This window comes from Sinorhizobium prairiense, from assembly GCF_029201645.2.
Taxonomy (GTDB): Bacteria; Pseudomonadota; Alphaproteobacteria; order Rhizobiales; family Rhizobiaceae; genus Sinorhizobium; species Sinorhizobium meliloti_A.
Map to the genome: position 1 here is coordinate 365,286 of NZ_CP104131.1, position 24,798 is coordinate 390,083.

General features: G+C 63.0%; 23 protein-coding genes, 1 tRNA gene and 1 pseudogene. 10 read left to right on the plus strand and 15 right to left on the minus strand.

The genetic code is table 11. The features are described 5' to 3' along the window. Positions 1-43: 43 nt before the first annotated feature. The 3 genes from N0Q91_RS04400 to N0Q91_RS04410 all read left to right on the plus strand — a co-directional run bounded on the left by N0Q91_RS04400 (position 44) and on the right by N0Q91_RS04410 (position 1,645). Positions 44-454, plus strand: coding sequence for a hypothetical protein (locus tag N0Q91_RS04400; protein WP_275597413.1), 411 nt, complete (start codon positions 44-46; stop codon positions 452-454). Between the two features lie 63 nt (positions 455-517). Further along, the gene (hpt, locus tag N0Q91_RS04405) at positions 518-1,063 is read left to right on the plus strand and encodes a hypoxanthine phosphoribosyltransferase (RefSeq protein WP_100674186.1); all 546 of its coding nucleotides are present in this window, start codon (positions 518-520) and stop codon (positions 1,061-1,063) included. 222 nt (positions 1,064-1,285) lie between these two features. Then, entirely contained in the window at positions 1,286-1,645 is a 360-nt protein-coding gene (locus N0Q91_RS04410; RefSeq protein WP_026168803.1) for a response regulator, read from the plus strand. Positions 1,646-1,725: 80 nt separating this feature from the next. Here N0Q91_RS04410 and N0Q91_RS04415 read toward each other — a convergent pair whose 3' ends face one another. The 4 genes and pseudogenes from N0Q91_RS04415 to argH all read right to left on the minus strand — a co-directional run bounded on the left by N0Q91_RS04415 (position 1,726) and on the right by argH (position 7,598). After that, positions 1,726-4,374: a TIGR02302 family protein gene (locus tag N0Q91_RS04415; RefSeq protein ID WP_275597414.1), complete on the minus strand. Its 2,649-nt coding sequence runs from the start codon at positions 4,372-4,374 to the stop codon at positions 1,726-1,728. Between the two features lie 140 nt (positions 4,375-4,514). Then, positions 4,515-5,783, minus strand: coding sequence for a diaminopimelate decarboxylase (lysA, locus tag N0Q91_RS04420; RefSeq protein WP_275597415.1), 1,269 nt, complete (start codon positions 5,781-5,783; stop codon positions 4,515-4,517). 14 nt (positions 5,784-5,797) lie between these two features. Further along, positions 5,798-5,999, minus strand: a pseudogene (gene lptM / locus N0Q91_RS04425) (LPS translocon maturation chaperone LptM). Positions 6,000-6,194: 195 nt separating this feature from the next. Beyond that, positions 6,195-7,598: an argininosuccinate lyase gene (gene argH / locus N0Q91_RS04430; protein ID WP_275597416.1), complete on the minus strand. Its 1,404-nt coding sequence runs from the start codon at positions 7,596-7,598 to the stop codon at positions 6,195-6,197. A gap of 25 nt (positions 7,599-7,623) precedes the next feature. On the opposite strand from argH, the gene tlpA reads away from it, so the two are divergent. Next, positions 7,624-8,298: a thiol:disulfide interchange protein TlpA gene (gene tlpA / locus N0Q91_RS04435; protein WP_275597417.1), complete on the plus strand. Its 675-nt coding sequence runs from the start codon at positions 7,624-7,626 to the stop codon at positions 8,296-8,298. Between the two features lie 36 nt (positions 8,299-8,334). Here the strand turns inward: tlpA and N0Q91_RS04440 are convergent, their stop codons facing one another. From N0Q91_RS04440 to N0Q91_RS04470, 7 genes are all read right to left on the minus strand, one after another. Beyond that, positions 8,335-9,207 (minus strand): 3-hydroxybutyryl-CoA dehydrogenase, encoded by an 873-nt coding sequence (locus tag N0Q91_RS04440; protein WP_010970098.1) that lies wholly within the window; start codon positions 9,205-9,207, stop codon positions 8,335-8,337. Positions 9,208-9,350: 143 nt separating this feature from the next. Then, entirely contained in the window at positions 9,351-10,292 is a 942-nt protein-coding gene (locus N0Q91_RS04445) for an electron transfer flavoprotein subunit alpha/FixB family protein (RefSeq protein WP_275597418.1), read from the minus strand. Between the two features lie 116 nt (positions 10,293-10,408). Beyond that, the gene (locus tag N0Q91_RS04450; protein ID WP_100674193.1) at positions 10,409-11,158 is read right to left on the minus strand and encodes an electron transfer flavoprotein subunit beta/FixA family protein; all 750 of its coding nucleotides are present in this window, start codon (positions 11,156-11,158) and stop codon (positions 10,409-10,411) included. A gap of 300 nt (positions 11,159-11,458) precedes the next feature. Then, on the minus strand, positions 11,459-12,250 hold the full coding sequence (locus N0Q91_RS04455; protein WP_275597419.1) for a rhomboid family intramembrane serine protease: 792 nt from the start codon (positions 12,248-12,250) through the stop codon (positions 11,459-11,461). 38 nt (positions 12,251-12,288) lie between these two features. After that, on the minus strand, positions 12,289-12,867 hold the full coding sequence (locus N0Q91_RS04460) for a cob(I)yrinic acid a,c-diamide adenosyltransferase (RefSeq protein ID WP_275597420.1): 579 nt from the start codon (positions 12,865-12,867) through the stop codon (positions 12,289-12,291). Positions 12,868-12,884: 17 nt separating this feature from the next. Then, positions 12,885-13,088, minus strand: coding sequence for a twin transmembrane helix small protein (locus N0Q91_RS04465; RefSeq protein WP_018096928.1), 204 nt, complete (start codon positions 13,086-13,088; stop codon positions 12,885-12,887). A gap of 22 nt (positions 13,089-13,110) precedes the next feature. Next, positions 13,111-13,944, minus strand: a complete 834-nt coding sequence (locus N0Q91_RS04470; protein WP_275597421.1) for an SDR family oxidoreductase — start codon at positions 13,942-13,944, stop codon at positions 13,111-13,113. Positions 13,945-14,114: 170 nt separating this feature from the next. On the opposite strand from N0Q91_RS04470, the gene N0Q91_RS04475 reads away from it, so the two are divergent. Continuing rightward, a complete protein-coding gene (locus tag N0Q91_RS04475; RefSeq protein WP_018096930.1) occupies positions 14,115-14,990 on the plus strand; it encodes a YihY/virulence factor BrkB family protein in 876 nt (291 codons plus the stop codon). Positions 14,991-15,008: 18 nt separating this feature from the next. On the opposite strand, the gene gluQRS is transcribed toward N0Q91_RS04475, so the two are convergent. Further along, positions 15,009-15,905 (minus strand): tRNA glutamyl-Q(34) synthetase GluQRS, encoded by an 897-nt coding sequence (gene gluQRS / locus N0Q91_RS04480; protein ID WP_275597422.1) that lies wholly within the window; start codon positions 15,903-15,905, stop codon positions 15,009-15,011. A gap of 154 nt (positions 15,906-16,059) precedes the next feature. Between gluQRS and N0Q91_RS04485 the strand changes: the two genes are divergently transcribed. Both N0Q91_RS04485 and N0Q91_RS04490 read left to right on the plus strand, forming a co-directional pair. Then, positions 16,060-16,707, plus strand: a complete 648-nt coding sequence (locus tag N0Q91_RS04485) for a DNA-3-methyladenine glycosylase family protein (RefSeq protein WP_018096932.1) — start codon at positions 16,060-16,062, stop codon at positions 16,705-16,707. Positions 16,708-16,812: 105 nt separating this feature from the next. Then, positions 16,813-17,370: an HNH endonuclease gene (locus N0Q91_RS04490; RefSeq protein WP_003533486.1), complete on the plus strand. Its 558-nt coding sequence runs from the start codon at positions 16,813-16,815 to the stop codon at positions 17,368-17,370. A 2-nt stretch (positions 17,371-17,372) separates the two neighbouring features. On the opposite strand, the gene N0Q91_RS04495 is transcribed toward N0Q91_RS04490, so the two are convergent. Continuing rightward, positions 17,373-17,903 (minus strand): disulfide bond formation protein B, encoded by a 531-nt coding sequence (locus N0Q91_RS04495; protein WP_275597423.1) that lies wholly within the window; start codon positions 17,901-17,903, stop codon positions 17,373-17,375. Between the two features lie 259 nt (positions 17,904-18,162). Between N0Q91_RS04495 and N0Q91_RS04500 the strand changes: the two genes are divergently transcribed. The 3 genes from N0Q91_RS04500 (at position 18,163) to N0Q91_RS04510 (ending at position 22,070) form a co-directional block, all read left to right on the plus strand. Beyond that, positions 18,163-18,247, plus strand: a tRNA-Leu gene (locus N0Q91_RS04500). A 411-nt stretch (positions 18,248-18,658) separates the two neighbouring features. Then, entirely contained in the window at positions 18,659-20,275 is a 1,617-nt protein-coding gene (locus N0Q91_RS04505) for an arylsulfatase (protein ID WP_275597424.1), read from the plus strand. A 148-nt stretch (positions 20,276-20,423) separates the two neighbouring features. Further along, complete coding sequence (locus N0Q91_RS04510) at positions 20,424-22,070, plus strand: AMP-binding protein (protein ID WP_275597425.1); 1,647 nt, start codon at positions 20,424-20,426, stop codon at positions 22,068-22,070. Between the two features lie 15 nt (positions 22,071-22,085). On the opposite strand, the gene N0Q91_RS04515 is transcribed toward N0Q91_RS04510, so the two are convergent. Together N0Q91_RS04515 and N0Q91_RS04520 are read right to left on the minus strand one after the other, a co-directional pair. Beyond that, entirely contained in the window at positions 22,086-23,357 is a 1,272-nt protein-coding gene (locus N0Q91_RS04515) for a GNAT family N-acetyltransferase (RefSeq protein WP_275597426.1), read from the minus strand. Between the two features lie 3 nt (positions 23,358-23,360). After that, positions 23,361-24,749 carry a lipopolysaccharide biosynthesis protein gene (locus N0Q91_RS04520; protein WP_018096948.1) on the minus strand — a complete coding sequence of 463 codons (1,389 nt, stop codon included), beginning with the start codon at positions 24,747-24,749 and terminating at the stop codon, positions 23,361-23,363. Positions 24,750-24,798: the final 49 nt, after the last annotated feature.

Below are 24,798 nucleotides of genomic sequence, written 5' to 3' on the forward strand. Positions count from 1 at the left end.
GCGCTGCAGGCAAGACGTCCGGCGCCGCGTTCGGGGAGCGCCCATGCAGGCATTTCGCGCAAAGACCGCGGGCATCGACCTCATTCCACCGGAGCGCGCCTCGCGTTCGAGCGCCGCTCAGCCGAGGCGCCTCGACTATATCGATGTCGAGTTCGAAACGGTTGCGCCGACCGCACGGCGCAGCCCGTATCCGGTGTTCAACGACAAGCGCCGGGCCGGCGCCCGGCCGAAGACCGGCGCGGCGACCGCCCCGGGAATGCGGAGGGCAGCACGGCGGATCCTGGTCGCGGCCGGGACCAGGATCGATGCGATGTCGCCCCGGCGCTTTGCCGGCCTGGCCGCCTTTCTCGGACTTACGGTTTTCCTGCTGATCGCCGGTTTCGGGGGCGACGGACGGGCCGACATGCACCCGCTGCCGATGGAGGGCGGAAAAGGCGGTGCTTCCGATCGCTGAATGTGCTAAGCGCGGCTGAAGAAGGGAAGGCCGGTGTTCTTCCTTGCGAATGGAGATACCCGTATGCCCGTCGTCCGCGGCAAGAATATCGAAGTCCTCTACAGCGCCGAAACCATTGCGGCGAGAAATCAGGAAATGGCCGGCGATATCGTTCGCGGGCCGCACAAGGATCTCCTGGTCATCTCGATCCTGAAGGGCTCCTTCATCTTCGCGGCCGATCTGATCCGCGCCATGCATGCGGCAGGCCTTGCTCCGGAGGTCGAGTTCATCACGCTTTCGAGCTACGGAACCGGGACCGAATCCAAGGGCGTCAAGATCACCAAGGATATCGACAGCGACGTGCGTGACCGCGACGTGCTCCTCATCGACGACATTCTGGAGTCCGGCCGCACCCTTCGTTTCGCCAAGGAACTGCTCCTGGAGCGCGGCGCACGAAACGTGACGATCGCGGTATTGCTCGACAAGCGGGTGAAGCGCCGCGTCGATCTCGAAGCGGATTATGTCGGCTTCGAATGCCCGGATCATTTCGTGGTCGGCTACGGAATGGATGTGGCCTACGCGTTCCGCGAACTGCCGTTCGTCGGGGTTGTGACCGGCGACGCGACGTAACCACGCGCGCCGTTTCTATCGTGGCCCCATCACGGGAATCGTTCCGGCGCGCTGAATGATTAAAATGCCTCCTAACGCGTTTACCGGAATCAAACGAAAAGCTGTTTGTTTGGAAGACGTATCGCGGTCGCATGAGGCGGCGGACGATACGCAGATCCAACGGAGCGTCTATGGCATCCAATCGCCGCGCCGCTCCCCGCAGAAATAATACGGGAGGCCATGATGGCGAAAATCCTGATCACCGAGGATGAAGACGGCCTGCGCTCGTTCGTCGCACGCGCGTTGCGGCTCGACGGGCACGAAACGGTTGAAGCCGGGGACGGAGCCGATGGGCTTGCCTGCCTTCGCGATCAGCCGTTCGATCTCTTGCTATCCGATATCCGGATGCCGGTCATGGACGGCATCGAGCTTGCGCATCAGGCGTCCGCCGCCTTTCCGGCATTGAAAATCCTGTTGATGACCGGCTATGCCGAGCAACGCGAGCGTGCCGACGACCTCTCCGGCAAGGTCGTCGACGTCATCGAGAAGCCATTTTCACTGCCCGACATTCGCAAGGCCGTCGCGCTCGCGCTGGCCGCCTGACGCCGATCGTAAACCTTTGATGCGGGACGCGGGAAGAGGGGCTTCGGAGAGGCCGCCCGACCCCTCGTCCCGCAGACCCATCACCGCATGTCGAGCAGCCGCTCGAGATACTGCCGCTCCAGTTCCGGCGACAGGCTGTCACCCAACTTGCGACGGATCTCTTCGAGGATCTGCCGAGCGCGCTGCGTGTCGATCTCGTCGGGCACCTTGACCTGATCGCCGAAATCGGGGCCGGCGTTCTGCTGCCGGCGGCCGAGAGGGTCACGCCCGTTCTGGCCATATTGCGGAACGCCTTGTCCGGGACCTTGTCCCTGTCCCTGGGCTTGCATCTGGTTCATCATGTCCTGCGCTCCCTCGCGCAGGGCCTGCAGAGCCCGGCCCTGGCTGCCGACCGCCTGCTCGCCCTGGCCCTTCCCGAGAGCGCCGGCGGCACCTTCCATCTCGCGCTGCGCCTGACCGAAGCCCTTGCCGGGCTTGATGCCCAAATTCTCGAGACCCTTCTGCAGGTCGCCGAGTTGCTTGCCGAGCGATTCCTGCTGCTCTCTCAATTGCTTGAGAGCTTCCTTCAATTGCTCGGCGGTCATGTCGTCCATGGGGTTGGGTTGGCCGTTGGGGTCACTCCGCTGCCCCGGATCCTGGGGCATGTCCTGTCCGAAAAGTTCCTCGTCCTCGCCTTCGAGCGGATCGCCGCGCTGCATCCGGTCGCGCAGTGCCTGGTCCAGTTTGAAAGTTTCGTCCATCAGCTGCTGTTGCCGCTGCATAAGCTCGCCGAGCTTATCCATCTGCTGCCGCATGGCGTTGTTCTGCTCGCCCATCTGCTGCTGCATGCGTCCGGCCTGGAGATTGTTCATCATTCTCTGCAGTTCGGAGAGCATCTGCCGCGCCTGATCGCGCGCGCCGGAGCGGGCCAGATTTTCGATCTGGTCCATCATCTTCTGCAGATCCTGCTGGCGCAGCACGTTGTTCATCTCGGGATTGGCGGCGACGGCGGGGTTCTTCGCGGCCTGCTCGGCGAGCGCCTGCATATATTCCTGCATCGCCTGGCGAAGCTCGTCCATCAGCCGGGCGATTTCCTCGTCCGAGGCGTTACGTTCGAGCGCGTCCGACAGCGCCTGCTGCGCGTCGCGCAGCCGCCGGTCAGCGAGCGACAGGTCACCGTCCTCGATGCCGAGCGCGATTTCCCACAGGTGGTCGGCGGCATCGCGCAGCATGTCGTCGTTCCGGGCGAGCTGCATGCGCGTGCGTGCCGATTTCAGCAGCAGGAAGTGGGTGGCGTTGGGAATCGTCTCCTCGGGATAAAGCGTCAGCGCATCGTTGAGATCGATCGCGCGCGGCAACTGGTTGGCGTCGAGCGCGAAGACCTGGCGCTGTTCTGCGACGGCAGCGGCGAGGGGTTCGAAGAAACGGCGCGCCGGCAGAACGATCTCCTGCGGCACGCTTCGTCCCTCCTGGCCGGCTGCATCACGAGCGACGAGCGTGATGCTCACGCGCTTTCCGGCAAGCGGATGCTCACTCAGATTGCGGCTCGTGGTACCCTTTGCTTCACGGGCATTGCGCCGCGGCAGATCGAGGCGATATTCAGGAGGGCCGTAGAGCGGATGGGCGTCCTTCGCGGGCTCCTCGATGGGCTTTATCTCGGCCCAGGCCTGCGCGATGCCGTAATCGTCGTGGGCCAGGTAGCTGATGTCGAGCGCCGCATTGACCGTTGGACGCGGTTCGCCGTCGAAAGCGATGTCGGGCACGCTGTCCGGCGTGATCTTGAAGCTCCAGCTCTGGCCGCCGACGGAGAGCGTTCCGTCCTTGGCGATCTTGTAAACATGATTGCGGACCGCATTGGGAGTTGCCTGGGGCGTTTCCGGTTTGGCTTTTTCCGGCCCGGATGTCGTCTCCGCCTTGGCGTCCGACTGAGGGATAACCAAGGGTTCGTCGCCCGCGGCTGCGTAGCTGACCGGTTCCTCGGCCCCGGCGCCGGTTATCCGGACCGTAAGATCGCTGAACTGAGGTATCGTGATCTGAGGCTTCTCCTGCGGATCCTGCTCCTTGTCCTCGGCCGGGGCCGTCGCGTCCTGTCGACCCGTAAGAAAGATCGGCGCGCGGCCGGTATAGGCGGGCGGTGTCACCCATGCATCGATACGGATGTCGGCCGTCGCTGCCTCTTGCTCGGGCAGGCGGAAGGCATCCGAAACCAGTCCGGCGCGATTCGAATAGGAATAGGCGAAGGCGACGCAGGCAAGGAGGACGGGGACGGCCCTCAGCGCCCACGGGTCATGCCGTGCGATATCGGGGCGCGGCAGACCCGTGTCGAGTTCCCTGACCATACGCGCCATACGCGCCTGATGTTCGCGCCAGAGTGCGGCGCCGAAAGCGCCCTCCGTCGCGGGCGCATCTTCCTGCACGCGGATCGCCTGATGCGGCAGCCGGTTGCGCTCCTCCAGCATCCGGTCCGCCTCGGGCGTTTCGGGCCAGCGAATGCGGGTCAGCGGCAACAGGGAGATGAACAGCCCTATGACGAAAGCGAGAAGAAGGGCGGCATGCAGCCAGAACGGCGCAGCGCGAAAGAGGCCGACCCAGCCGGCGGAGAGAAACAGAAGAACGAGCGAAGCGGGGACGAGCATGCGCGGCAGCAGCTCTTCGGCCAGAAGAACAAAACGGGCGAGGAATCGCTTCGCCGCCAGCATCCTGGCGAACGACTGCGGTTTTGGCGTTTCATCCTGCCGGAATTGCGTCATCCGCCGAAACTTCCTTTCGATCCTTCGACCGCAGGCGGTCAATGGTCAGGATAACATTGTTTGTGGCGAAGACGAGGGCGGCCCGTAAAACAATGCGTGATCGCCGCCGGCAACCCCAATCGTGACAGCGTCGCTCGAGGTCAATCGAGCCAGTCCGGCATCGAGTCGAGGCCGATCAGCTCGTCGTAGCCCCGGCGCGGGCGGATCACGTGGAAACGATCGCCCTTGACGAGCACCTCGGGCACCAGCAGGCGGCTGTTATAGGTTCCCGCCTGTACGGCACCGTAGGCGCCCGCCGAGCCGATCGCGAAAAGATCGCCGGGCTTCGGCATCGCCATCTCCCGGTCGAGCGCCAGATAGTCGCCGGTCTCGCAGACCGGCCCGACGACATCGGCCTTGATGCGCGGTGCGCTGGCCGCGGAAATCCTCACCGGGCGTAACTCGTGATAGGCCTCGTAGAGCGTCGGGCGGATGAGATCGTTCATCGCTCCATCGACGATGACAAAGGTCTTGTCGCCGCCGTCCTTCACATAGACCACTTCGGTCACGAGAATGCCGGCATTGCCGACGATCAGCCGGCCCGGTTCGGTGACGATCTTGCAGTCGAGGCCCTTGAGCTGGTTCTTGACGATATCGGCATAGGCGTCCGGCAAGGGCGGCGGGTTGTTGTCTTCACGGTAGGGAATGCCGAGACCGCCGCCGATATCGACGTGCTCGATCACATGCCCGTCGGAACGCAGCGTATCGACCAGTTCGCGCAACAGCTTGAAGGCGTCGTCGAAAGGCTGCAGCTCGGTGATCTGGCTGCCGATATGCATATCGATCCCGGTCACCTCGATGCCGGGAAGCTCGGCGGCGTGAGCATAGACGCTACGGGCCCGCTCCCAGGAAATGCCGAACTTGTTTTCCTTCTTCCCGGTCGAGATCTTTGCATGTGTGCGGGCATCGACGTCGGGATTGATGCGGAAGGAAACCGGCGCTCGTCTGCCGGCGCGTACGGCCCTCTGGTTCAGGACCTCCAACTCCGGCTCGGATTCGACATTGAAGCAATAGATGCCTGCCTCGAGAGCAAAATCCATCTCGCGCGCGGTCTTGCCGACGCCCGAGAACATGATCCGGCTTGCCGGAACGCCCGCTGCAAGCGCGCGGCGCAGTTCACCCTCGGACACCACGTCCACGCCTGCGCCGAGACGGCCGAGCGTTTTCAGCACGGCCTGGTTCGAATTGGCCTTCATCGCATAGCAGACCATGGCGTCCACATCGGCAAAGGCTTGCGAAAAGACCCTGTAATGGCGCTCCAGCGTCGCGGTGGAATAACAGTAGAACGGCGTGCCGACGGCGCGCGCGATCTCCGTCAGGGGCACGTCTTCGGCGTAAAGAATTCCGTCGCGGTATTGGAAATGATTCACGGTCTTTCCTCGGCTCAGAGGAGGGGGTCAAGCAGGAATGGGCGGTCGTCGACGGTTTGCTTCGGCGCGACAGTACCGGCGGGCGTTTTCGTATTGATCGGTGCGGTGGCCCCCGGCCGGTCGAGGTCGCCCTTACGCCCGCAGCCGGCGAGAACCAGCCCCGGGATTGCCAGAAGAAGCGCGAATTCGGGCGGCCTTCCTGAATGTCATCGTCATTTCCCTTTGCCGAAGCTGAGAGCCGATTGATCTTGGGAGCGCGGGGGCGGCAGGAACATGTTCCCTGCGCCGCTCCGGTGCGATGTCTTACCGATTTTTCAGCGCCTTGTGCACCCTGTTTCTGCGCAGGAGAGAGCAGCAGTGGAGCCGACGCATTCTGCAACGGAAACCGTTACACACTTTTCCTGAAGCGCTCTAGTTGCGCGCCCGCCACCAGGCGATCTGCTTGCGGACTTCGGAGGGCGCAGTGCCGCCGAAGCTGGTGCGGCTTGCCACGGAGGCCTCGACCGTCAGGACGCCGTAGACCTTGTCCGTTATTGCGGAATTGATCGCCTGCAGCTCGGCGAGCGGGAGGTCGGCGAGGTCGCATCCTTTCTGTTCCGCAAGCGCGACGACGCGGCCGGTCACATGGTGGGCGTCGCGGAAGGGCAGGCCTGCCTCGCGCACCAGCCAGTCGGCGAGATCGGTGGCGGTCGAGTAGCCGGAGCCGGCTGCGGCCTTCATCCGGTCGGCGCGTATCGTCACGTCGCGGATCATGCCGGTCATGGCCGCAATTGCGAGTTCGAGGCTCTCGGCCGCATCGAAGACCTGTTCCTTGTCTTCCTGCATGTCCTTGGAATAGGCGAGGGGAAGACCCTTCATCACGGTCAGCAGCGCAACCAGCGAGCCGTTGACGCGCCCGGTCTTGGCGCGCACGAGCTCGGCCGCATCGGGATTCTTCTTCTGCGGCATGATCGACGAACCGGTCGAAAAGGCGTCCGACAGGCGGATGAAGCCGAATTGCGGCGTCGACCAGATGACGATTTCTTCCGCGAGCCGCGACAGGTGGGTCGCCGCGATCGCGGCGACCGACAGGAATTCGAGCGCGAAGTCGCGATCGGAGACGGTATCGATGGAATTGCGGGTCGGTTCGCGGAAGCCTAACGCCTTGGCGGTCATGTGCCGATCGATGGGGAAGCCGGTGCCGGCAAGCGCGGCTGCGCCGATCGGGCTTTCGTCCATGTGCTCGATCGCGTGGCGAACGCGCGCGCGGTCGCGGCCGAACATTTCCACATAGGCCATGCAGTGATGTCCGAAGGTGACCGGCTGCGCCGTTTGCAAATGAGTGAAGCCGGGCATCACCGTGTCGGCATGCTCTTCGGCGCGGTCGAGAAAGGCAGCGATGAGACCGGTCAGCGCCTTCTCGGTCTTCTGAAGCTCCTCTTTCACCCACAGGCGGAAATCGAGCGCCACCTGGTCGTTGCGCGAGCGCGCAGTGTGGAGGCGCCCGGCGGCCGGGCCGATCAGCGCCGCCAGCCGCGCCTCGATGTTCATGTGGATGTCTTCCAGGCGACGCGAGAATTCGAATGCGCCGCTGTCGATCTCTGACAGGATCGTGTCGAGGCCGTGAACGATCTTGTCTTTGTCTTCGGCGGAAATGATGCCTTGATGCGCCAGCATCGTCGCATGCGCTATTGAGCCGCGGATGTCCTGGGCATAGAGCTTCTTGTCGAAGCCGATCGAGGCATTTATCTCCTCCATGATCGCGTCCGGGCCCGAGGCGAAGCGACCGCCCCACATCTGGTTGGAGGATTTCGTCTCGGAACTGCCGTCAGCCATCAGGATGCCCGCCTTGGAGAATGAAATGCCAGACCAGAAGAAACGCCCTCCGGCCCTTAAATTGTTCGCGCTCGCCGCCCTTCTGGGCGTGATCGCCGGTGCGGCTGCGGTATACGTGAAGGAGACGGGGTCTGGCAATGGCGGCGTCACGCCGACGGCGGATGCGAGCTGCCCGCTGGCCGGGCAAAAGGTGGCTTCGCTCACCCCGCTGATGCGCGGCCAGGTGGCGGCGATGACGCCGGCGGACAACGCGCGCCCGATCGGCGGCCTCGATTTCGCAGGTCCCGATGGCAAGCCGCTGACGCTTGCCGCCTTTGCCGGCAAGACAGTCCTCGTCAACCTCTGGGCCACCTGGTGCGTGCCTTGCCGGGAGGAGATGCCGGCGCTCAACGCCCTGCAACAGGCGCTCGGCGGCGACCGTTTCGAGGTGGTCGCAATCAACATCGACACCGGTGCCGACGACAAGCCGAAGGCATTCCTCGACGAGGTCGGCGTTCATGCGCTCGGCTACTACCGCGATGCCTCGATGGGAGTTTTCAACACGCTCAAGAAGGAGGGGCTCGCCTTCGGCCTTCCCGCTACCTTGCTTCTCGACGAAAAGGGCTGCCTTTTGGGGTCGATGAACGGGCCGGCCGTATGGGACAGCGATGACGCGAAGAACCTCATCGAAGCGGCGCTCGCTCCGCCTGCGGGAAGTTGAGGGGGCGCCGCAGGAGCCTTCCCCTGATCTGAAAGGTCAGCGCGTCGGTACGGGCACCTCGCCCCGGTAGTCGTAGAAGCCGCGGCCGGACTTGCGGCCGAGCCAACCGGCCTCGACATATTTCACCAGCAGCGGGCAGGGGCGATACTTCGAATCCGCCAGGCCGTCATGTAGCACCTGCATGATCGACAGACAGGTGTCGAGGCCGATGAAATCGGCGAGCTGCAACGGACCCATCGGATGGTTGGCGCCGAGCTTCATGGCCGTGTCGATGGCATCGACGGTGCCGACGCCTTCATAGAGCGTGTAGATAGCCTCGTTGATCATCGGCAACAGGATGCGATTGACGATGAAGGCGGGAAAATCTTCGGCGACGGTGACGGTCTTGTCGAGATGCGCGACGAATTCCTTGGCCGCCTTGAAGGTCTCTTCCTCCGTGGCGATACCGCGTACGAGCTCCACCAGCTTCATGACCGGGACCGGGTTCATGAAGTGGATGCCCATGAACCGTTCGGGACGATCGGTCGCGGAGGCGAGCCGGGTGATGGACAGGGACGATGTGTTGGTCGCCAGGATGGCATCCGGCCTCATGACCGGGCAGACCTGACCGTAGATCTTGCGCTTGACGGTTTCGTCTTCGGTGACCGCCTCGATCACGAGATCGGCCTGCGCGAGGTCGTTGATGTCGCCTGAGCCCTTGATCAGGGAAAGCGCCCGCTTGCGGTCCTCGTCGCTCATCTTGCCGGAGGAGACCTGCCGGGCAAGATTGCCGTTGATGGTGGCAAGCCCCGCCTCGATTCGGTCCGCGGCGATATCGTAGAGCTGAACCTTATATCCGGCGGCTGCCGAAACATGGGCAATGCCGCAGCCCATCTGTCCTGCGCCGATAATTCCCACCGTCTTGATCATTGAAGCGAACACCCATGTTCAACAGGTTGCGGCAATGACGCTGCCGCAAATGCAAAATTACCGGGCCGGCAGGGCCGGCCCGGTATGATTGTTAATGCCATGTCGGCGCTTTTTCCAGCTTTTTCGTGTCGGTAGCCGGTGCGTCAAAGCGCCTTTTCGAGTTCCGGCAGGACGTCGAAGAGATCGGCGACGAGGCCGTAGTCGGCGACCTGGAAGATCGGCGCTTCCTCGTCCTTGTTGATGGCGACGATCACCTTGCTGTCCTTCATGCCGGCGAGGTGCTGGATCGCACCGGAAATGCCGCAGGCGATGTAGAGGTCGGGGGCGACCACCTTGCCGGTCTGGCCGACCTGCCAGTCGTTCGGCGCATAGCCGGCGTCGACGGCGGCGCGTGAGGCGCCGACGGCGGCGCCGAGCTTGTCGGCAACCGGGAGGATGACTTCCTTGAACTTCTCCGAGGAGCCGAGCGCCCGGCCGCCGGAGATGATGATCTTCGCCGAGGTCAGTTCCGGCCGGTCGGAGGACGACAGCGCATCGGAAACATGGGCGGAAAGGCCGGGATTTGCCGCGGCGGCAACCGTCTCGACCGGGGCCGAGCCGCCTTCTTGAGCAGCGGCAAAGGAGGCGGTGCGCACGGTGATCACCTTCTTCGGCTCGCTCGTCTGCACCGTCTGGATGGCGTTGCCGGCATAGATCGGCCGTTTGAAGGTATCGGGCGAGACGACCTCGATGATCTCCGAAACCTGGGCGACGTCGAGAAGGGCTGCGACCCGTGGCATGACGTTCTTGCCGACCGAGGTGGCGGCGGCAACGACGGTGTCGTAATTGCCCGCGAGCGAAACGATCAGCGCGGCCAGCGGCTCGGCGAGATTGTTGGCGAGCGAGGCGTCCTCAGCGACCAGCACCTTGGCGACGCCCGAAAGCTTGGAGGCTTGCTCGGCAATCCCTTTGACGTTCTGACCGGCAACCAGCACATGCACGTCGGTTCCGGTCCCACTGGCGATCTTCGTTGCCGCCGTCAGCGCCTTCGCGGTCTGGTCGGAAAGGTGGCTGTTGTCGTGGTCAGCCAGAAGCAGAATGGCCATGGTAGAATTCTCCCTTTCGATCGAGCTCAACGATCCGTTCCAGATCGGAGCTCATGAGTCTGAAGTGGTTCATGCGTTTGCCCGGAAGCCAGTGTCCACTTTCCGGACGCATGAACTTAAAGCACGCCGGCTTCGGTCTTGAGCTTCTCGACGAGCTCGGCGACCGTCTTCACCTTGACGCCGGCCTTGCGGCCGGAGGGCTCTTCGGTCTTCAAGACTTTCAGCCGCGGCGCCGTGTCGACGCCGAAATCGGCCGGGGTCTTCTTGTCGAGCGGCTTCTTCTTCGCCTTCATGATGTTCGGCAGCGAGGCATAGCGCGGCTCGTTGAGGCGCAGATCGGTGGTGACGACCGCCGGCAGCTTCAGTTCGACCGTCTGCAGGCCGCCGTCGACCTCGCGGGTAACGTTGATCTTGCCGTCGCCGATCTCGACCTTGGAGGCAAAGGTGCCCTGGGCCCAGCCGAGCAAGGCCGACAGCATCTGGCCGGTCTGGTTGGAATCGTCGTCGATCGCCTGCTTGCCGACGATGATCAGCCCCGGCTGTTCGGCCTCGGCGACTTGCCTGACGATCTTGGCCACAGCGAGCGGCTCGACCTGGTCTTCGGTCTCGACCAGGATCGCCCGGTCGGCGCCCATGGCGAGCGCGGTCCTGAGCGTCTCTTCCGCCTTGGCCGGGCCGATCGACACGACCACCACTTCACTCGCCTTGCCGGCTTCCTTCAGCCGCAGCGCCTCTTCGACCGAGATCTCGTCGAAGGGGTTCATCGACATCTTCACATTGGCAAGCTCGACGCCCGTTCCATCCGCTTTGACCCGGATCTTGACGTTGTAGTCGACGACCCGTTTCACCGTCACAAGTATTTTCATGGATTCTTTCCCTCCAAGAACGTTCGCAGGAAAATGCGCCTTAACAAGGCGGCCTGATTGTCGGTTGGCGACATCGATACGCGTTTTTGCTCCATAGACAAGCCGTTCTTGACGCTAAATCGCGATGAACCAACGCCAATTCGATATGACCGGGCTTATTCATACTTACGTTTACGTACAGGTAAAAAAATCCGCTGGCAAGCGGAGCCGCAAGGCCGGCTTCTATCGGGCATCACCCCAAACGCAGGGCATGCAATCCCTTGAAAACTCGACCTTTATTTCTCGGGCTCCCCTCGAAAATCAACCCGGCCGACCCCATTGCGGAGCGGGCTTCGAAGCGCCGGCGGCTGCCGGCAACGTTTCATCGGGCGCTCTCGCCCTGTGCTCCACGGCGCGTGGAGTGACGATGGTCCGATCGAACAGCGGCAGACCGCGGCGTCGCAAAACGACAACGAGCAGGAGACCCGCGACGATGCCGCCGACATGCGCACTCCAGGAAACGCCGCCGCCGGGATCGGCCACGAACATGAAGAACTGCTGGCCGATCCAGAAGGCGAGCGGAATGGCGGCGGGGAGCGGCAGGGGGATGCGGAAGAGCACGAGCACCCAGACCCGCACCTTGGGGTGCAGGAGGAAATAGGCGGCAACGACGCCGGATATGGCGCCGGAAGCGCCGATCAGCGGCGCCTCCGAGGCCGGATCGAGGAGCCCATGGGCCAGCGCTCCGGCCGCCGCGCACAGAAGATAGAAAACGAGAAATCGGAAATGCCCGAGCGCGTCCTCGACATTGTCGCCGAAGACCCAGAGGAAAAGCATGTTCATGGCGAGGTGCATGAAGTCGCCATGCAGAAACGAATAGGTGACGAAGGTGAATTCGTCCGGAACGATCACCAGCGAGGGATCGAGGGCGGCATACTCGAAGATGATCGCGGGGATATAGCCTAGCCCGAGGATCGCAGCATTGGCGAAAGCCTCGGTTGCGACGGGTCCGGTAGCGAGCCAGGCAACGAAATTGATGACGATCAGCGTGATCGTCACATACTGCATTCTTATGTGCTTCAGCTCGTTCCTGTCATGCAGCGGTATGAACATGCGATCCCCGAGACGACCCGCGCCGAAACAAAAATACGTTATCTGTTGTTGCCGGGGACCCAAAGGACATCGGCGCGCCCCTTGTCATTTGCCCAGCGGGCCGCGACGAACAGGAAATCCGAAAGGCGGTTGACATAGGCAACCGCCTCCGCGCTGACGGCCTCGCCTTCCATCGATGCGAGTGCGACCATTTGCCTCTCGCCGCGCCGCGCTACGGTACGGGCCACATGGAGCGCGGCCGAAGCGGCGCTGCCGGCCGGCAGGACGAAGGAGCGCAGCGGTTCGAGGTCGGCATTCAGCCGGTCGATCTCCCGTTCGAGGCGCTCGACCTGGGCGGCGACGATGCGAAGCGGCTCGTATTCGGGCTTCTCGCCCGTATCCGGTGTGGCGAGATCGGCGCCAAGATCGAAGAGATCGTTCTGGACGCGCATGAGCATCGCGTCGAGATCCGGGATCGCATGCGTGTGCTGGCGGGCGAGGCCGACAAAGGCATTCGTCTCGTCAATGGCGCCATAGGCCTCGACCCTGAGGTCGCTTTTCAGGCGGCGCGGGCCGGAGACGAGGCCGGTGGTGCCGTTGTCGCCGGTCCGGGTGTAGATTTTGTTCAATTTCACCATGATGCTGTCGCTTTACCTCAGCTCGGACGGCCGCCGCCGGTCACCCAGAGCGTCAGCATGATCAGCACGATGGCGATGGCCTGGAACAGCACGCGGGCCTGCATGAGTTTGTTGGAGGTGTTGCCGCTGCCGCCCCTGGCCATGTTGAGCAGGCCGCGGATCAGCACGATCGCTACCAGGCCCATGACGAGCAGGGTCAGACCGGTAAGGAAGCTGTTCATGGCGTAAATCCTTGTGGTTCGGTCAGCCGAGACGACCGATGATGCGGTAGAACAGTGCCGCCGGCAGGAGCTTTTTGAGAAGCGCTCCCTGCCTGGCCGGCCTTGTCACTATATAATGCGGCCTCGGACGGCGTGCCGTCAAAGCGTGTTTCAATACGGCATAAACGGCGTCGGGGCCGAGCTTGCCGGGTGCCGGTTTGCTCTCGCCGCGCAGGCGCCGCATCTGCCGCTCGTATTCCGCACGATGGACGGAATTCTCAAGATCGATGAACCGCTCGATATAGGCGATCGCATTGGTCGTGAATTTCGAGGCGATCGGGCCGGGCTCGATCAGGCTCACGCCGATGCCGCTGCCGGCGAGCTCCATCCTCAATGTGAGCGAGAGCGCCTCGAGCGCGGACTTCGAGGCATTGTATGCGCCGCGCCAGCGATAGGGCACGAGGCCGAGAATGGACGAGCACTGGACGATGCGGCCATGCCCGCGGGCGCGCATCGCCGGGATGACGCGCCGCGTCAGGTCGTGCCAGCCGATGACGTTGGTTTCGAGCTGGAGCCGCAAGGCCTCCGTCGGCAGATCCTCCACCGCGCCGGCCTGGCCGTAGGCGCCATTGTTGAAAAGCGCATCGATTCGTCCGCCGCTCAGCGCCATCACGGCTTCCACCAGCGCGGCAATCGTCTCCGGCCGAGTATAGTCCATGATGAAGGTCTCGATGCCTTCGGCCTCCAGCGGCGCCTGATCCTCCGGCCGGCGCACGGTCGCGAAGACCCGCCAGCCGTCCCGCTGCAGCGCCCGGGCGCAATAGGCACCGATGCCTGACGAACAACCGGTGACGATGATTGTGGGGCGATCCGGCATCCACGCGATTCCTGTAGAAATCCAAGCCCCATTTCCCATATTCATCGTTGGGATACAATTGAATTGCAAAGGCGATGGCTGGGACCGGAACGTGACGTCAAGGCCGTTCGCAGGTACTGCGCCGGCTGGTCCTCATCAGGAGCGGGATTGGTGAAAGAGTGGGATACGGAATGCCGGCATTCGTTCGCATCATCTGGAAGGTCGTGTTTGATGCGCTCTGGCATTTCAGCGAGGACGATGGCTGGGCGATGGCCAGTCACGTGGCGCTTTCTTCCCTTATGGCCGTCTTTCCCTTTCTGATCTTCGGCACCGCGCTCGCCAGTTTTCTGGGCGCCGATCAGTTCGCGCAGACGGCAGTCCATCTGATCTTCGACACCTGGCCGGAATCGATCGCCAAGCCGGTCGCCGACGAAGTCGTGCGCGTATTGACCATCCCGCGCGGCAGCCTGCTTACGATCTCCGTTCTTGCTGCAGCCTATTTCGCGTCGAACGGCGTCGAAGCATTGAGGATCGCGCTCAATCGCGCCTATAGGGTTGCCGAAAGCCGCTACTGGTATGTGACGCGGCTCGCGAGCCTCGGCTTCGTGCTCGGCGCCGTGCTCATTCTCGCCGCCCTCAGTCTTCTTCTGGTCGCGGTGCCTCTGGCGGTCCGCAATGCGGATCAGTGGTTCCCCTGGCTGGATACGCTGATGGCGGCGGTGGACGATTGGGGCTTGCCCCTGACGCTGACCATGCTGACGGCAGGCTTGCTCGTCGCGCATCTGTGGCTGCCGGCCGGCCACCGCAACGTCGTCGACGTCCTGCCCGGCATCTTCCTCACGCTCGTGCTGTGGTCCGTCGGCGGCTACGCCTTCGCCTCCTACATCGCCAATTTTTCCAACTACGTGACGACCTATGCCGGGCTTGCTTCCATCATGATCGTCCTGGTCTTCCTCTACATGCTTGGCGCGATCTTCATCATCGGCGCGGAAATCAACGCTGCCATCCTGAAATACAAGGTGAAGCTCATGGTCAGGCGCAGTTTCCAGGGAGGCCGAGGAGAGTAAGGCTGCGAATTTCTCTCCTCATCGTTCGCCGAGAAGCATGGCCCTGACATCCGCAGGCCTGTGCCCCGAAGCCCTGAAGTAGGCGATTCCGGTGTCGCTGTTGCTTTTCGACAGTTTCCGTCCGTCCGGCCCGAGAACGAGGCGATGATGGTGATAGACCGGCTGCGGCAGGCCGAGAAGGCTTTGCAGCAGGCGATGCACCGATGTCGCGTGGTAGAGGTCGCGCCCGCGCACGACATGGGTGATCCCCTGCAGGGCATCGTCGACCACGACCGAGAGATGATAGCTCGACGGCGCATCCGAACGCGACAGGATGACGTCACCCCAGGCGGCCGGATCGGCGCCGACCGAGGCCGCTTCGCCCGATTGGCTCGATCCCGTTTCTCGCCAGGTGAGTGGCCCGCCGGCCCGCCGCACGGCCTCTCCCATGTCGAGACGCCAGGCATAGGGGCGGCCGCTCGCCAGGAGAGCCGCCTGCTCGTCCGGCTTGAAGCCGCGCTCGCGGCCGGGATATAGCGGTGTCCCGTCCGGATCGCGCGGCCACGCTTGCCCCTTCGCCTCTGCCGCGGCCACCGCCGCCCTTATTTCACCGCGCGTCATCACGGCGGGATAGACGAGGCCCATCGCGTTCAAGCGCTCGAGCGCAGCGGCATAGACGCCGAGATGTTCGGATTGGCGCCGCACCGGCTCTTCCCAATCGAGACCGAGCCAGGCGAGGTCCTCGAAGATCGCCGCTTCGAATTCCGGCCGGCAGCGCGTCCGGTCGATATCTTCGATCCTCAGCAGGAAACGGCCGCCCATGGCTTCCGCCATGTCGTGATTGAGGATCGCCGACAGGGCGTGGCCGAGATGCAGGAGACCGTTGGGACTCGGCGCGAAACGAAAAACCGGTTGTTCTGGTCGTGAAATCGGCATTCTTTTCCTTTGCCATGGAAGCGTTGTAAAGATCACCCGCTTTCTACAGGGCCGTGCGTCTTCCTGCGCACCAAGGGATCTGTAGCACTTTGAATTCCTGCATGCTTCGTCCGTAAATCGGCGACGATCCCGGACACATGCAGTGGGAGGATGCATGCGGATCATCCGGACGCACGAGGATATAGAGGCCGGTCTTGCCGGTCTGGTGATGCTCGATGCCCGGCTCGAACACGTCATCGACAAGGCGGGGCCGGTACCCTTGAGGCGCACCGACCCCGGTTACCGCGGCCTCGCCAACATAATCGTCTCCCAGATGGTCTCGAAGGCGAGCGCGGCGGCGATCTGGAACCGGATGGAGGCCTCGCTCGGCGAGATCACCGCAGACGCGGTGCTTGCGCTCGACGACGAAGATTGCCGACGCTTCGGCTTGTCCCGGGCCAAGGCCGATACGCTGAGAAGGGTCGCCGCTGCCGCGACCGCGGGCGAGATCGATCTCGACGCCATCTGCAACGCCGAAGCCGTCAAGGCAATTCACGAACTGACGGCGATCAAGGGCATAGGCCGTTGGACCGCCGAGGTCTATCTGCTCTTCTGCGCCGGCCATCCGGATGTGTTCCCGGCCGGCGATGTCGCCCTGCAGAATGCCATCGGCCATGCGCTGGGGCTCGAACTGCGACCGACGGCAAGCGAGGTCGATTCGCTCGCGGGCGGCTGGTCGCCATGGCGCAGTGTCGCCGCGCGGCTTTTTTGGGCCTATTATGCGCAGGAGATGCGCCGCGATGCGCTTCCCGTGACGCCTTGAAGAAAAAAGCGGATCCTTTGCTCCCTTTTCTTTGTGGCTTCACAATCCTGTCGCAACGCGCCTAATATAGAAGAGGCAGATGCCGAATCGCTCAGGAGAATACGCTTGACGATTGCAGTCTCACCTCAGGCCCTGCCGGCGCTCGTGTTGAACGCCGACTATAGGCCGCTGAGTTATTATCCCTTGTCGCTCTGGTCCTGGCAGGACGCGATCAAGGCGGTCTTTCTCGACCGTGTGACTATCCTCGCCGAATACGAACACTCCGTCTCCTCGCCGAGTTTCTCGATGCGGCTGCCGAGCGTCGTCTGTCTGAAGAGCTATGTCCAGCCGTCACGCCACCCGGCCTTCACCCGGTTCAACGTATTCCTGCGGGACAAATTCGAGTGCCAATATTGCGGCTCGCCGGACGACCTGACCTTCGACCACGTGGTCCCGCGTGCCCATGGCGGCCAGACCACCTGGGAAAACGTCGTCGCCGCCTGTTCTCCCTGCAACTTGCGCAAGGGCAGCAAGCTGCCGAAGCAGGCCGGCATGTTCCCGCACCAGAAGCCCTATCACCCGACGGTTCAGGATCTGCACAATAACGGCCGGCTTTTCCCGCCCAACCACCTGCATGACAGCTGGATGGATTATCTCTACTGGGATGTCGAGCTGCAGCCGTAAGGTTAAGACGCCCGACCCTGAGCTGACGCCTTCAAGGCACCACGCAGCGCGATCGCCGCGAGGATCAGGCTCGCAATGACGTTCCAGCCTGCGAAAGAAAGCCCGAGCACGCGCAGCGCCGCATCCGTGCAGGAGGGCGCGTGCTTCGCATCCAGATCGCCGAGCAGGTCGCCGACATCGGAAGAAATGCCTTGCGCCGTGGTGGCGCAGGTCGAGGGGCCTTCCCAGAAGTGCCACTCGGCGCCCGCATGGTACACACCGAGGCCCGCACCGACCAGCATCAGTATGCCGACGCCGAGGAGCAGCGTGCGGGTGGTCCAGCCGGGCAGCTTCAGCACGCTGGTTGCGATGGCGAGAATTCCGAGCGGAATGCCGTAATAATAGGGATCGCGCTGAAGCAGGCACAGCGCGCAGGGGATGTAGCCCCCGATATGCTCGAAGCCGAGCGCACCGCCGACGGTCGCCGCCATGCCGATGGTGACGAGTACGGCACAAATGAGTTGCCGGCGCTGAGCGAACGAATCTGCAAACATGCACACCCCTCGGCGCACGGAGCGGCGAACATGCCGCCCGGGCGCCAGTGAAATCGAACGCCGCCTTCTTAGGCAGGATCGCCGGCTCTGTAAATCGGGTCGCATGTCCGGCCGCCTGCACGCTTTTGTGATCGTACGGAGCAGCTGGCGTGGGAGCACCCGGCCAAATTCACACGATCGGCGAAATTCGCAACTTCGCGGTTGACCGGCCCGAAATCGATCGTGTAAATCGCAAGCGCTGATATCACGCAAGCCTCTAGCCCCATTGGCGGAATTGGTAGACGCGCTCGACTCAAAATCGAGTTCCGAAAGGAGTGCTGGTTCGACTCCGGCATGGGGCACCACAACTACTTTATAGTGTCGGTTTCATTGCGTTTCTGTCTTCGGGCGTCTGACAGTCCTCGCGCCATTCGCAAAAATTCATCTTATTCTGATCTGTTTTCCGTCTATTCCACCGGAATAGTCCTCGGTTCTCGACGCGACCAATAGCTGCGCCGGCGGGCCTGTATGTCTGCGATACTTTTGAAAACAGTCGAAGAGGCACCTGCACGAGGGTTGCGAATACTAACTTCGGTTGTATTTTTTGGATCAACCTCCACCTCGAGCACACGCGGCGGAGGGGGCTTATCCGGGTCGCAGTTTCACGTCTCCCGGTACTCGGTCCGGGTACTGCGTCGGCGTCTCACGGCGCGTAAATACCGGGCAAGCGCAAGTCGGACATCAGCAAGCCTAGAGCTTCATATCGAGGAAGTGTCATGACTAGATCGCTACTTGATCGACTTCTTTCAGCTGCAGCCGGCATCACAGTGGGACTGACGGTTATCTCCGTCGCCCATGCGCAGCAGGCGACACCCGCTACCCCACCAGACAAGCCAAATATTTTGGTAATCTTCGGAGACGACATCGGTTTGACGAACATCAGCGCCTATGCGGATGGCATCGTGGGCTACAGGACGCCGAATATCGACCGCATTGCCAAGGAAGGCCTGCGCTTCACCGATTACTACGGCGAGAATAGCTGCACGGCGGGCCGGTCGACCTTCATTACGGGCCAGGCCTGCCTGCGCACGGGTCTCTGCAAGGTCGGTGCACCCGGAGCGCCGGTCGGACTCCAGGCCGGTGACATCACCATAGCCCAGGCCTTGAAGCCGCTGGGTTATTCGACCGGCCAGTTTGGCAAAAACCACTTGGGCGACAGGGACGAGTTCCTGCCGACGAACCATGGCTTCGATGAATTTTTCGGTAACCTGTACCACCTCAATGCGGAAGAAGAGCCGGAAGCAGCAGCGTGGCCGAAAGACGATGAAGAATTCCTGAAGATGTACAATCCCCGCGGCGTGGTGAAATCGTCGGCCGACGGGAAAATCGAAGACACCGGCGCGCTCAATCGCAAGCGCATGGAAACCATCGACGACGAAACGACCGCCGCCGCGATCGATTTCATCCGGAGGCAGGTCAAGCAAGGCAAGCCCTTCTTCACCTGGATGAACACGACACGCATGCATGCCTTCACCCATGTCCGCGAATCCATGCGCGGCCAGAGCGGCATGCCCGGCAATGAATATGCCGACGGGATGATCGAGCATGACGGCGACGTGGGCGATCTGCTCAAGGCCCTGGACGATCTCGGCGTCACGGACAACACGATCGTCGTCTACACGACCGATAATGGTCCGAACCAATGGTCATGGCCAGATGCCGCATCGACCCCGTTCCGCAGCGAGAAAGACACAAACTGGGAAGGTGCCTTCCGTGTACCGGCAATGGTCCGCTGGCCCGGGAAGATCAAGGCAGGTCAGGTCTCCAATCAGATCGTCTCCGGCCTGGACTGGTTCCCGACGCTTTTGGCGGCGGCGGGTGACCCAGACATCAAGACCCGTCTGCTGAACGGCTGGAAGCCCGAGGGGAGCACGACGACGTTCAAGAACCATCTCGATGGCTACAACCAGCTGGACTACCTTACCGGCAAGTCGGACAAGAGTGCCCGTTCCGAATTTTTCTATTTCGATGACGACGCCAACCTGGTGGCCACACGCTACGACGATTGGAAGGTGGTTTTTCATGAACAAACTGCCGGCGGAGGATTCGCTGTCTGGCAAACGCCGCTTGTGACCTGGCGCGTGCCCAAGCTGTTCAACCTGCGAATGGACCCCTATGAGCGAGCGGACCTGGTGTCCGATCAGTACAACGACTGGCTTGTAAGAAACGATTTCCTGCTGGTGAAGGGTCAATTGAAGGCTGCAGCGTTCCTGGAGAGCTTCATCAAATATCCGCCCAGCCAACGCGGAGCCAGCTTCAACCTCGAAGGTGTGTGGGCCAAAGTGGATAAGGCGATCGATCAATCGTTCAAAGACCGCGGCATCGAGCAATAACGTCGATAACCATCGAACCGGAAAGAACGCACCGACCTCGGTGCGTTCGCTTCTCCTCCAAATCCGCGCCCCCGGTCGGCACCACCATTGAATTCCCCCGCGCTCAAATGCTAGCTGCATTGCAGCAAAACTCAGCTGCAGCAAGCTCATGCTACCGAAGATCGAAGACTATGACGAACTCTACGGCGAATTCCGCTGGCGGATACCCGATACCTTCAACATCGGCGTAGCCGTCAGCGACGCCTGGGGCGCGCGGGAGCCGGAGCGCGTCTGTCTCCAGCATTTCAGCTCGGACGGCGCGCATCTTGCGTTGACCTATGGCGCCTTTGCCGCCTGTTCGTCCGGTTTTGCCGGCGGACTTGCCGCGCATGGGGTGAAGCCCGGCGATCGCGTTGCCATCCTGCTGCCGCAGGGGTTCGAGGCGGCGATAGCCCATGCGGCAATCTACAAGCTGGGTGGTATCGCGCTGCCCCTTGCTCTGCTTTTCGGCGCCGAGGCGCTGGCCTACCGGCTGAAGGATGCGGGTGCGGCAGCGATCGTCACCAATCGCTTCGGCCATGAGCGGCTAACGGCGATCCGGGAAGAGCTGCCGGATTTGCGCCTGGTGGTGCTTGCCGAAGAACAGCACGAATCCGGCACCGTGCGGTTCGGTGAACTCGTGGCCCGGGAAGGCCGATTCGATCCCGCGGAAACGAAGCCGGACGATCCCGCTCTGATGATCTACACTTCGGGGACCACCGGGCCGCCGAAGGGAGCCCTGCACGGCCATCGCGTGCTGCTCGGCCATTTGCCGGGGTTCCAGTTCCATCACCACTTTCTGCCGCAGCCTGGCGACCGGATGTGGACGCCTGCCGACTGGGCCTGGGCGGGCGGTCTCCTGAACGCTCTGCTGCCGTCGCTTTTCTTCGGCGTGCCCGTGGTGTCCTCGCCGGCGCAGAAATTCGATGCGCATACCGCGTTCCGGATCATGGAGGAAATGGATGTGCGCAACGCCTTCATCCCGCCGACGGCGCTCAGGCTCCTCAAATCTGTCGAGCGGCCGCGCGATCGCTACGCGCTCAAGCTGCGCACCGTCGGTTCGGCCGGAGAGGCGCTCGGGCGGGAGACCTTCGAATGGGCAAGGGCGGCGCTCGGCGTCGAGGTGAGCGAATTCTACGGCCAGACGGAATGCAATATCGTCATCTCCTCTGCGACCGATCTCGGCGTGGCGAAGCCCGGCTCCATGGGCAAGGCGGCACCGGGTCATCAGGTCGCGATCATCGACGTCGAGGGGCGGGTTCTGCCGCCCGGCGCGGTCGGGCAGGTGGCGATCAGGCGTCCCGATCCGGTGATGTTCCTCGGCTACTGGCGCAACGAAGAGGCGACCGAGGCCAAGTTCATCGGCGACTGGATGACGACCGGGGACCAGGGCGTCATGGACGAAGAGGGATATTTCACCTTTTTCGGACGTGACGACGACGTCATCACGTCGTCGGGCTATCGCATCGGCCCGGGCGAGATCGAGGATTGTCTCGCCGGGCACCCGGACGTGCAGCTCGCCGCGGCCGTCGGCAAACCGGACCCGCTCCGGACCGAGATCGTCAAGGCCTATGTCGTGCTGAAACCCGGCGTCTCTGCCGGCGACGAGACCGCGGCAGGGATCCGCGACTGGGTGAAGAACAGGCTGTCGATGCATGAATATCCGCGCGAGATCGCTTTCGTCGACAGCCTGCCTTTGACCACCTCGGGCAAGGTGATCCGCCGGCTTCTGCGCGAGAAGGCGGCAGCAGAGGCGCGCGCCGCGTCCGGCGGCTGATGTTCGGCTGCAGGATCAGCGGCCTGCCAGCGCCCGGATCTTTTCACGCAGCAGCCGGGCCATGTTTCGGGTATTGCGATAAAGGTGGAGCTGCGCGGCGACCTGGCGCACGTCGCGGTCGCGGTTCTGTGCCAGCCCGATCACGAGCGTGCCCATTTCCTCTCGCTCCTGCCACAGGCGGCTCATCACCGGATGGTCGGGCACGGCGCAGGAGTCGGAGCGGATGATATTGGCATCGTCGAGATGCCATTCCGTGAGCTCCGCGACAAGCAGCTTGCCCGGAGAGTATTTCGCATAGCGCTCGTCATAGGCAGTCTTCCAGGCATAGGCTTCGCCGGCCATCAGCAGAACGACGATGGTCGCGATCGCCTTACCGTCAAGATCGAGCGTGTGAATGCGGACGCAGTCGGCCTCGGCCAGATTGTTTACCGCTTCCCTCGCGAAAGCGGCGCGGAACCGGTCCATGATCATGGCGCTGCGTTCGCGGCCTTTCCAGCCGGACGCTTCGAGGACCAGGAACTCCTCCATGCGCAGGCGGATCTCATCGGGTCGGCGCGCGACATTGTAGGCCAGCGCCCCCTGCTTCGCGAGATTGTTCCATTGCCGCTTCAGCTCCCTCAGGCGCTGGGGGCTCACGGCCTCGCGCAAATAGGTGGGGCCGTCCAGCAGGCTTTCGAGCATCGGCCGGCTGAATGTATCCGTCACCGTCAGCGGCAGGTTTTCGCCGATCGCAACGGCACGGGCAAGCTGCGCAAATTTGCCGTTCAACCTGATGTCCGGAAGCACGAGCACCGGCGGCAGGCCGGCGGAAGGTGCGGCCAGCGCTTCGTAAAGATTGCTGATCGTTTCGGCCGCGTCCTCCGCGTCGAGGAGGGGCGTGCCCAGCGGCCCGAATGGATTGGACCAGGCGCGAATAATGGTCGCGCCTATCGAAAAACCCGGCTTCTCTATCGAGAACGGCATGAGAAAGCGGATGCGGCTTCTCTGCTCGCTTTGGTCGCGGATGACCGCAAGCCGGATCACCCGGTCCTCGAGGCGCGGCATGGCCGGCGCGAGAAAGCGCCCGGTAAAGAAGACGTTCTGCTCGATGGCGCGATTGGAGAGAAAGTCGAGCTCCCGCTGCAGGTCGTATCCCGCTCTCGCCGGATAGACCGCGAGGTGCCGTCCGGGCCTTCCGACCATCAATGTCCGCTCGGACTGCAACGTATCGGGACCGGATTGCGCGAGGCTGCCAAGCAGGCGGTTGGCGCTGCCGTTCACGTCTGCGGGAAGGACATTGCCGATCATGGCTCAAATCGCCTCGTTCTTGTTGTTCACGCTCCCCGCGCCGGCAACGGCCAGCAGGGGAAAGCCGAAAGTGCGCCTTACGGCGAAATGCAGGATGGCTGCCTCCACGAACATCGCGCCGGCAGTGGCGGCAGCTGCGCCCGTCAGGCCGAAGACCGGGATGAGTGTCACGTTCAAGGCGATGTTGACTCCGAGCGCGGCCGCATAGAGCAGGACGCAGAGCTTTTGCCGCCCCGCCATCGTGAGCAGCGTTTCGGCGGGTCCGACAAAGGCCTTGGCGAGAATTCCCGTCAGCAGGATCGCCATCAAGGGGGCGCCCGCCGTGAACGCCGGGCCAAACAGCGAAAGCAGGGTGTTGCCGGCTGCGAGTACGCAGCCGCCGATCGCCAGGGACGGCCAGAAGGACCAACGCGCGCTTTCGACGGCGATTTCAGCCAGCTGCCTGCGATCGCCCGCGGCCATTGCCGCAGAGAAACGCGGACCTGCTGCCGCCTTGACGGCGAACATCACGAAATGGACGAGCGCCATGGTCTTGGCCGCCGCAAAATAAACCGCCACATCGTCGGGATTGAGATAGAGGCCCACGATGACGACGTCGGAATTGGTGAGCAGGAAACCGAAACCGTCGACCAGAAAAATGGGAAGGGAGACGCTGAGCCACCGCCCGAGCTCGATCTTCATCGGCCCGCGCACGTAATGGCGGCGGAGCCGCCATGCCATCGTCACGAATTGTCCGAGCGTGGTGACATAGGCCGCCCCCAGCGCAGCGCCCATGGCTGTCGTCGCATCGCGCGGAAGCCCGGCGGCGATCGCGATGACCATGAAACCGAGGATCAGCAGCGGCCGCACGAGATAGGTCGGGCTCATCGCGACGATGGGCCAGCTATGCGCCCGCGCGGTGCCGTCCAGTACGTCGCCGAGCGCGATCATCGGCAGAGTGAACAGGCCGAGATAGAGGGGAATCACATAGTAGCTTTCGATGGCGGAGCCGAAGAGCCAGAGGCCGGCTCCGCCGACCGCGGCGAGAACGGTCGCGGAAAGCATCGCAAAGACCCGCGCCGTCGTGGTCAGACCGCGGATGTTCGCAAGCGCGGCGGTGGTATGGTATTCCGGCAGGAAGCGGATCACGGTCGCATGGAAACCGAGGCAGGACAGGTTTCCGAAGAGGACGACCAGCACCCAGACGAAAATGAAGATGCCGTATTCGAACTCGCCGACGAGGCGCGCAAGGACGATTTGCGAGACGAAGGCGATGGCTGCGCTGACTATACGGATCAGAAAGGCGATGAGCGCCACGCGCTGTGCACGGTTCCTGGGATCGTCCCCCGCAAGAAGCGACGCGAGGCCGTGCAAAAGAAGAGGCAGGCGATATCTCAGCGCCGACGGCAGCATTCGTCCGGCCGATTGACATACCGCCATGAACACGAGGACACCCTGACAT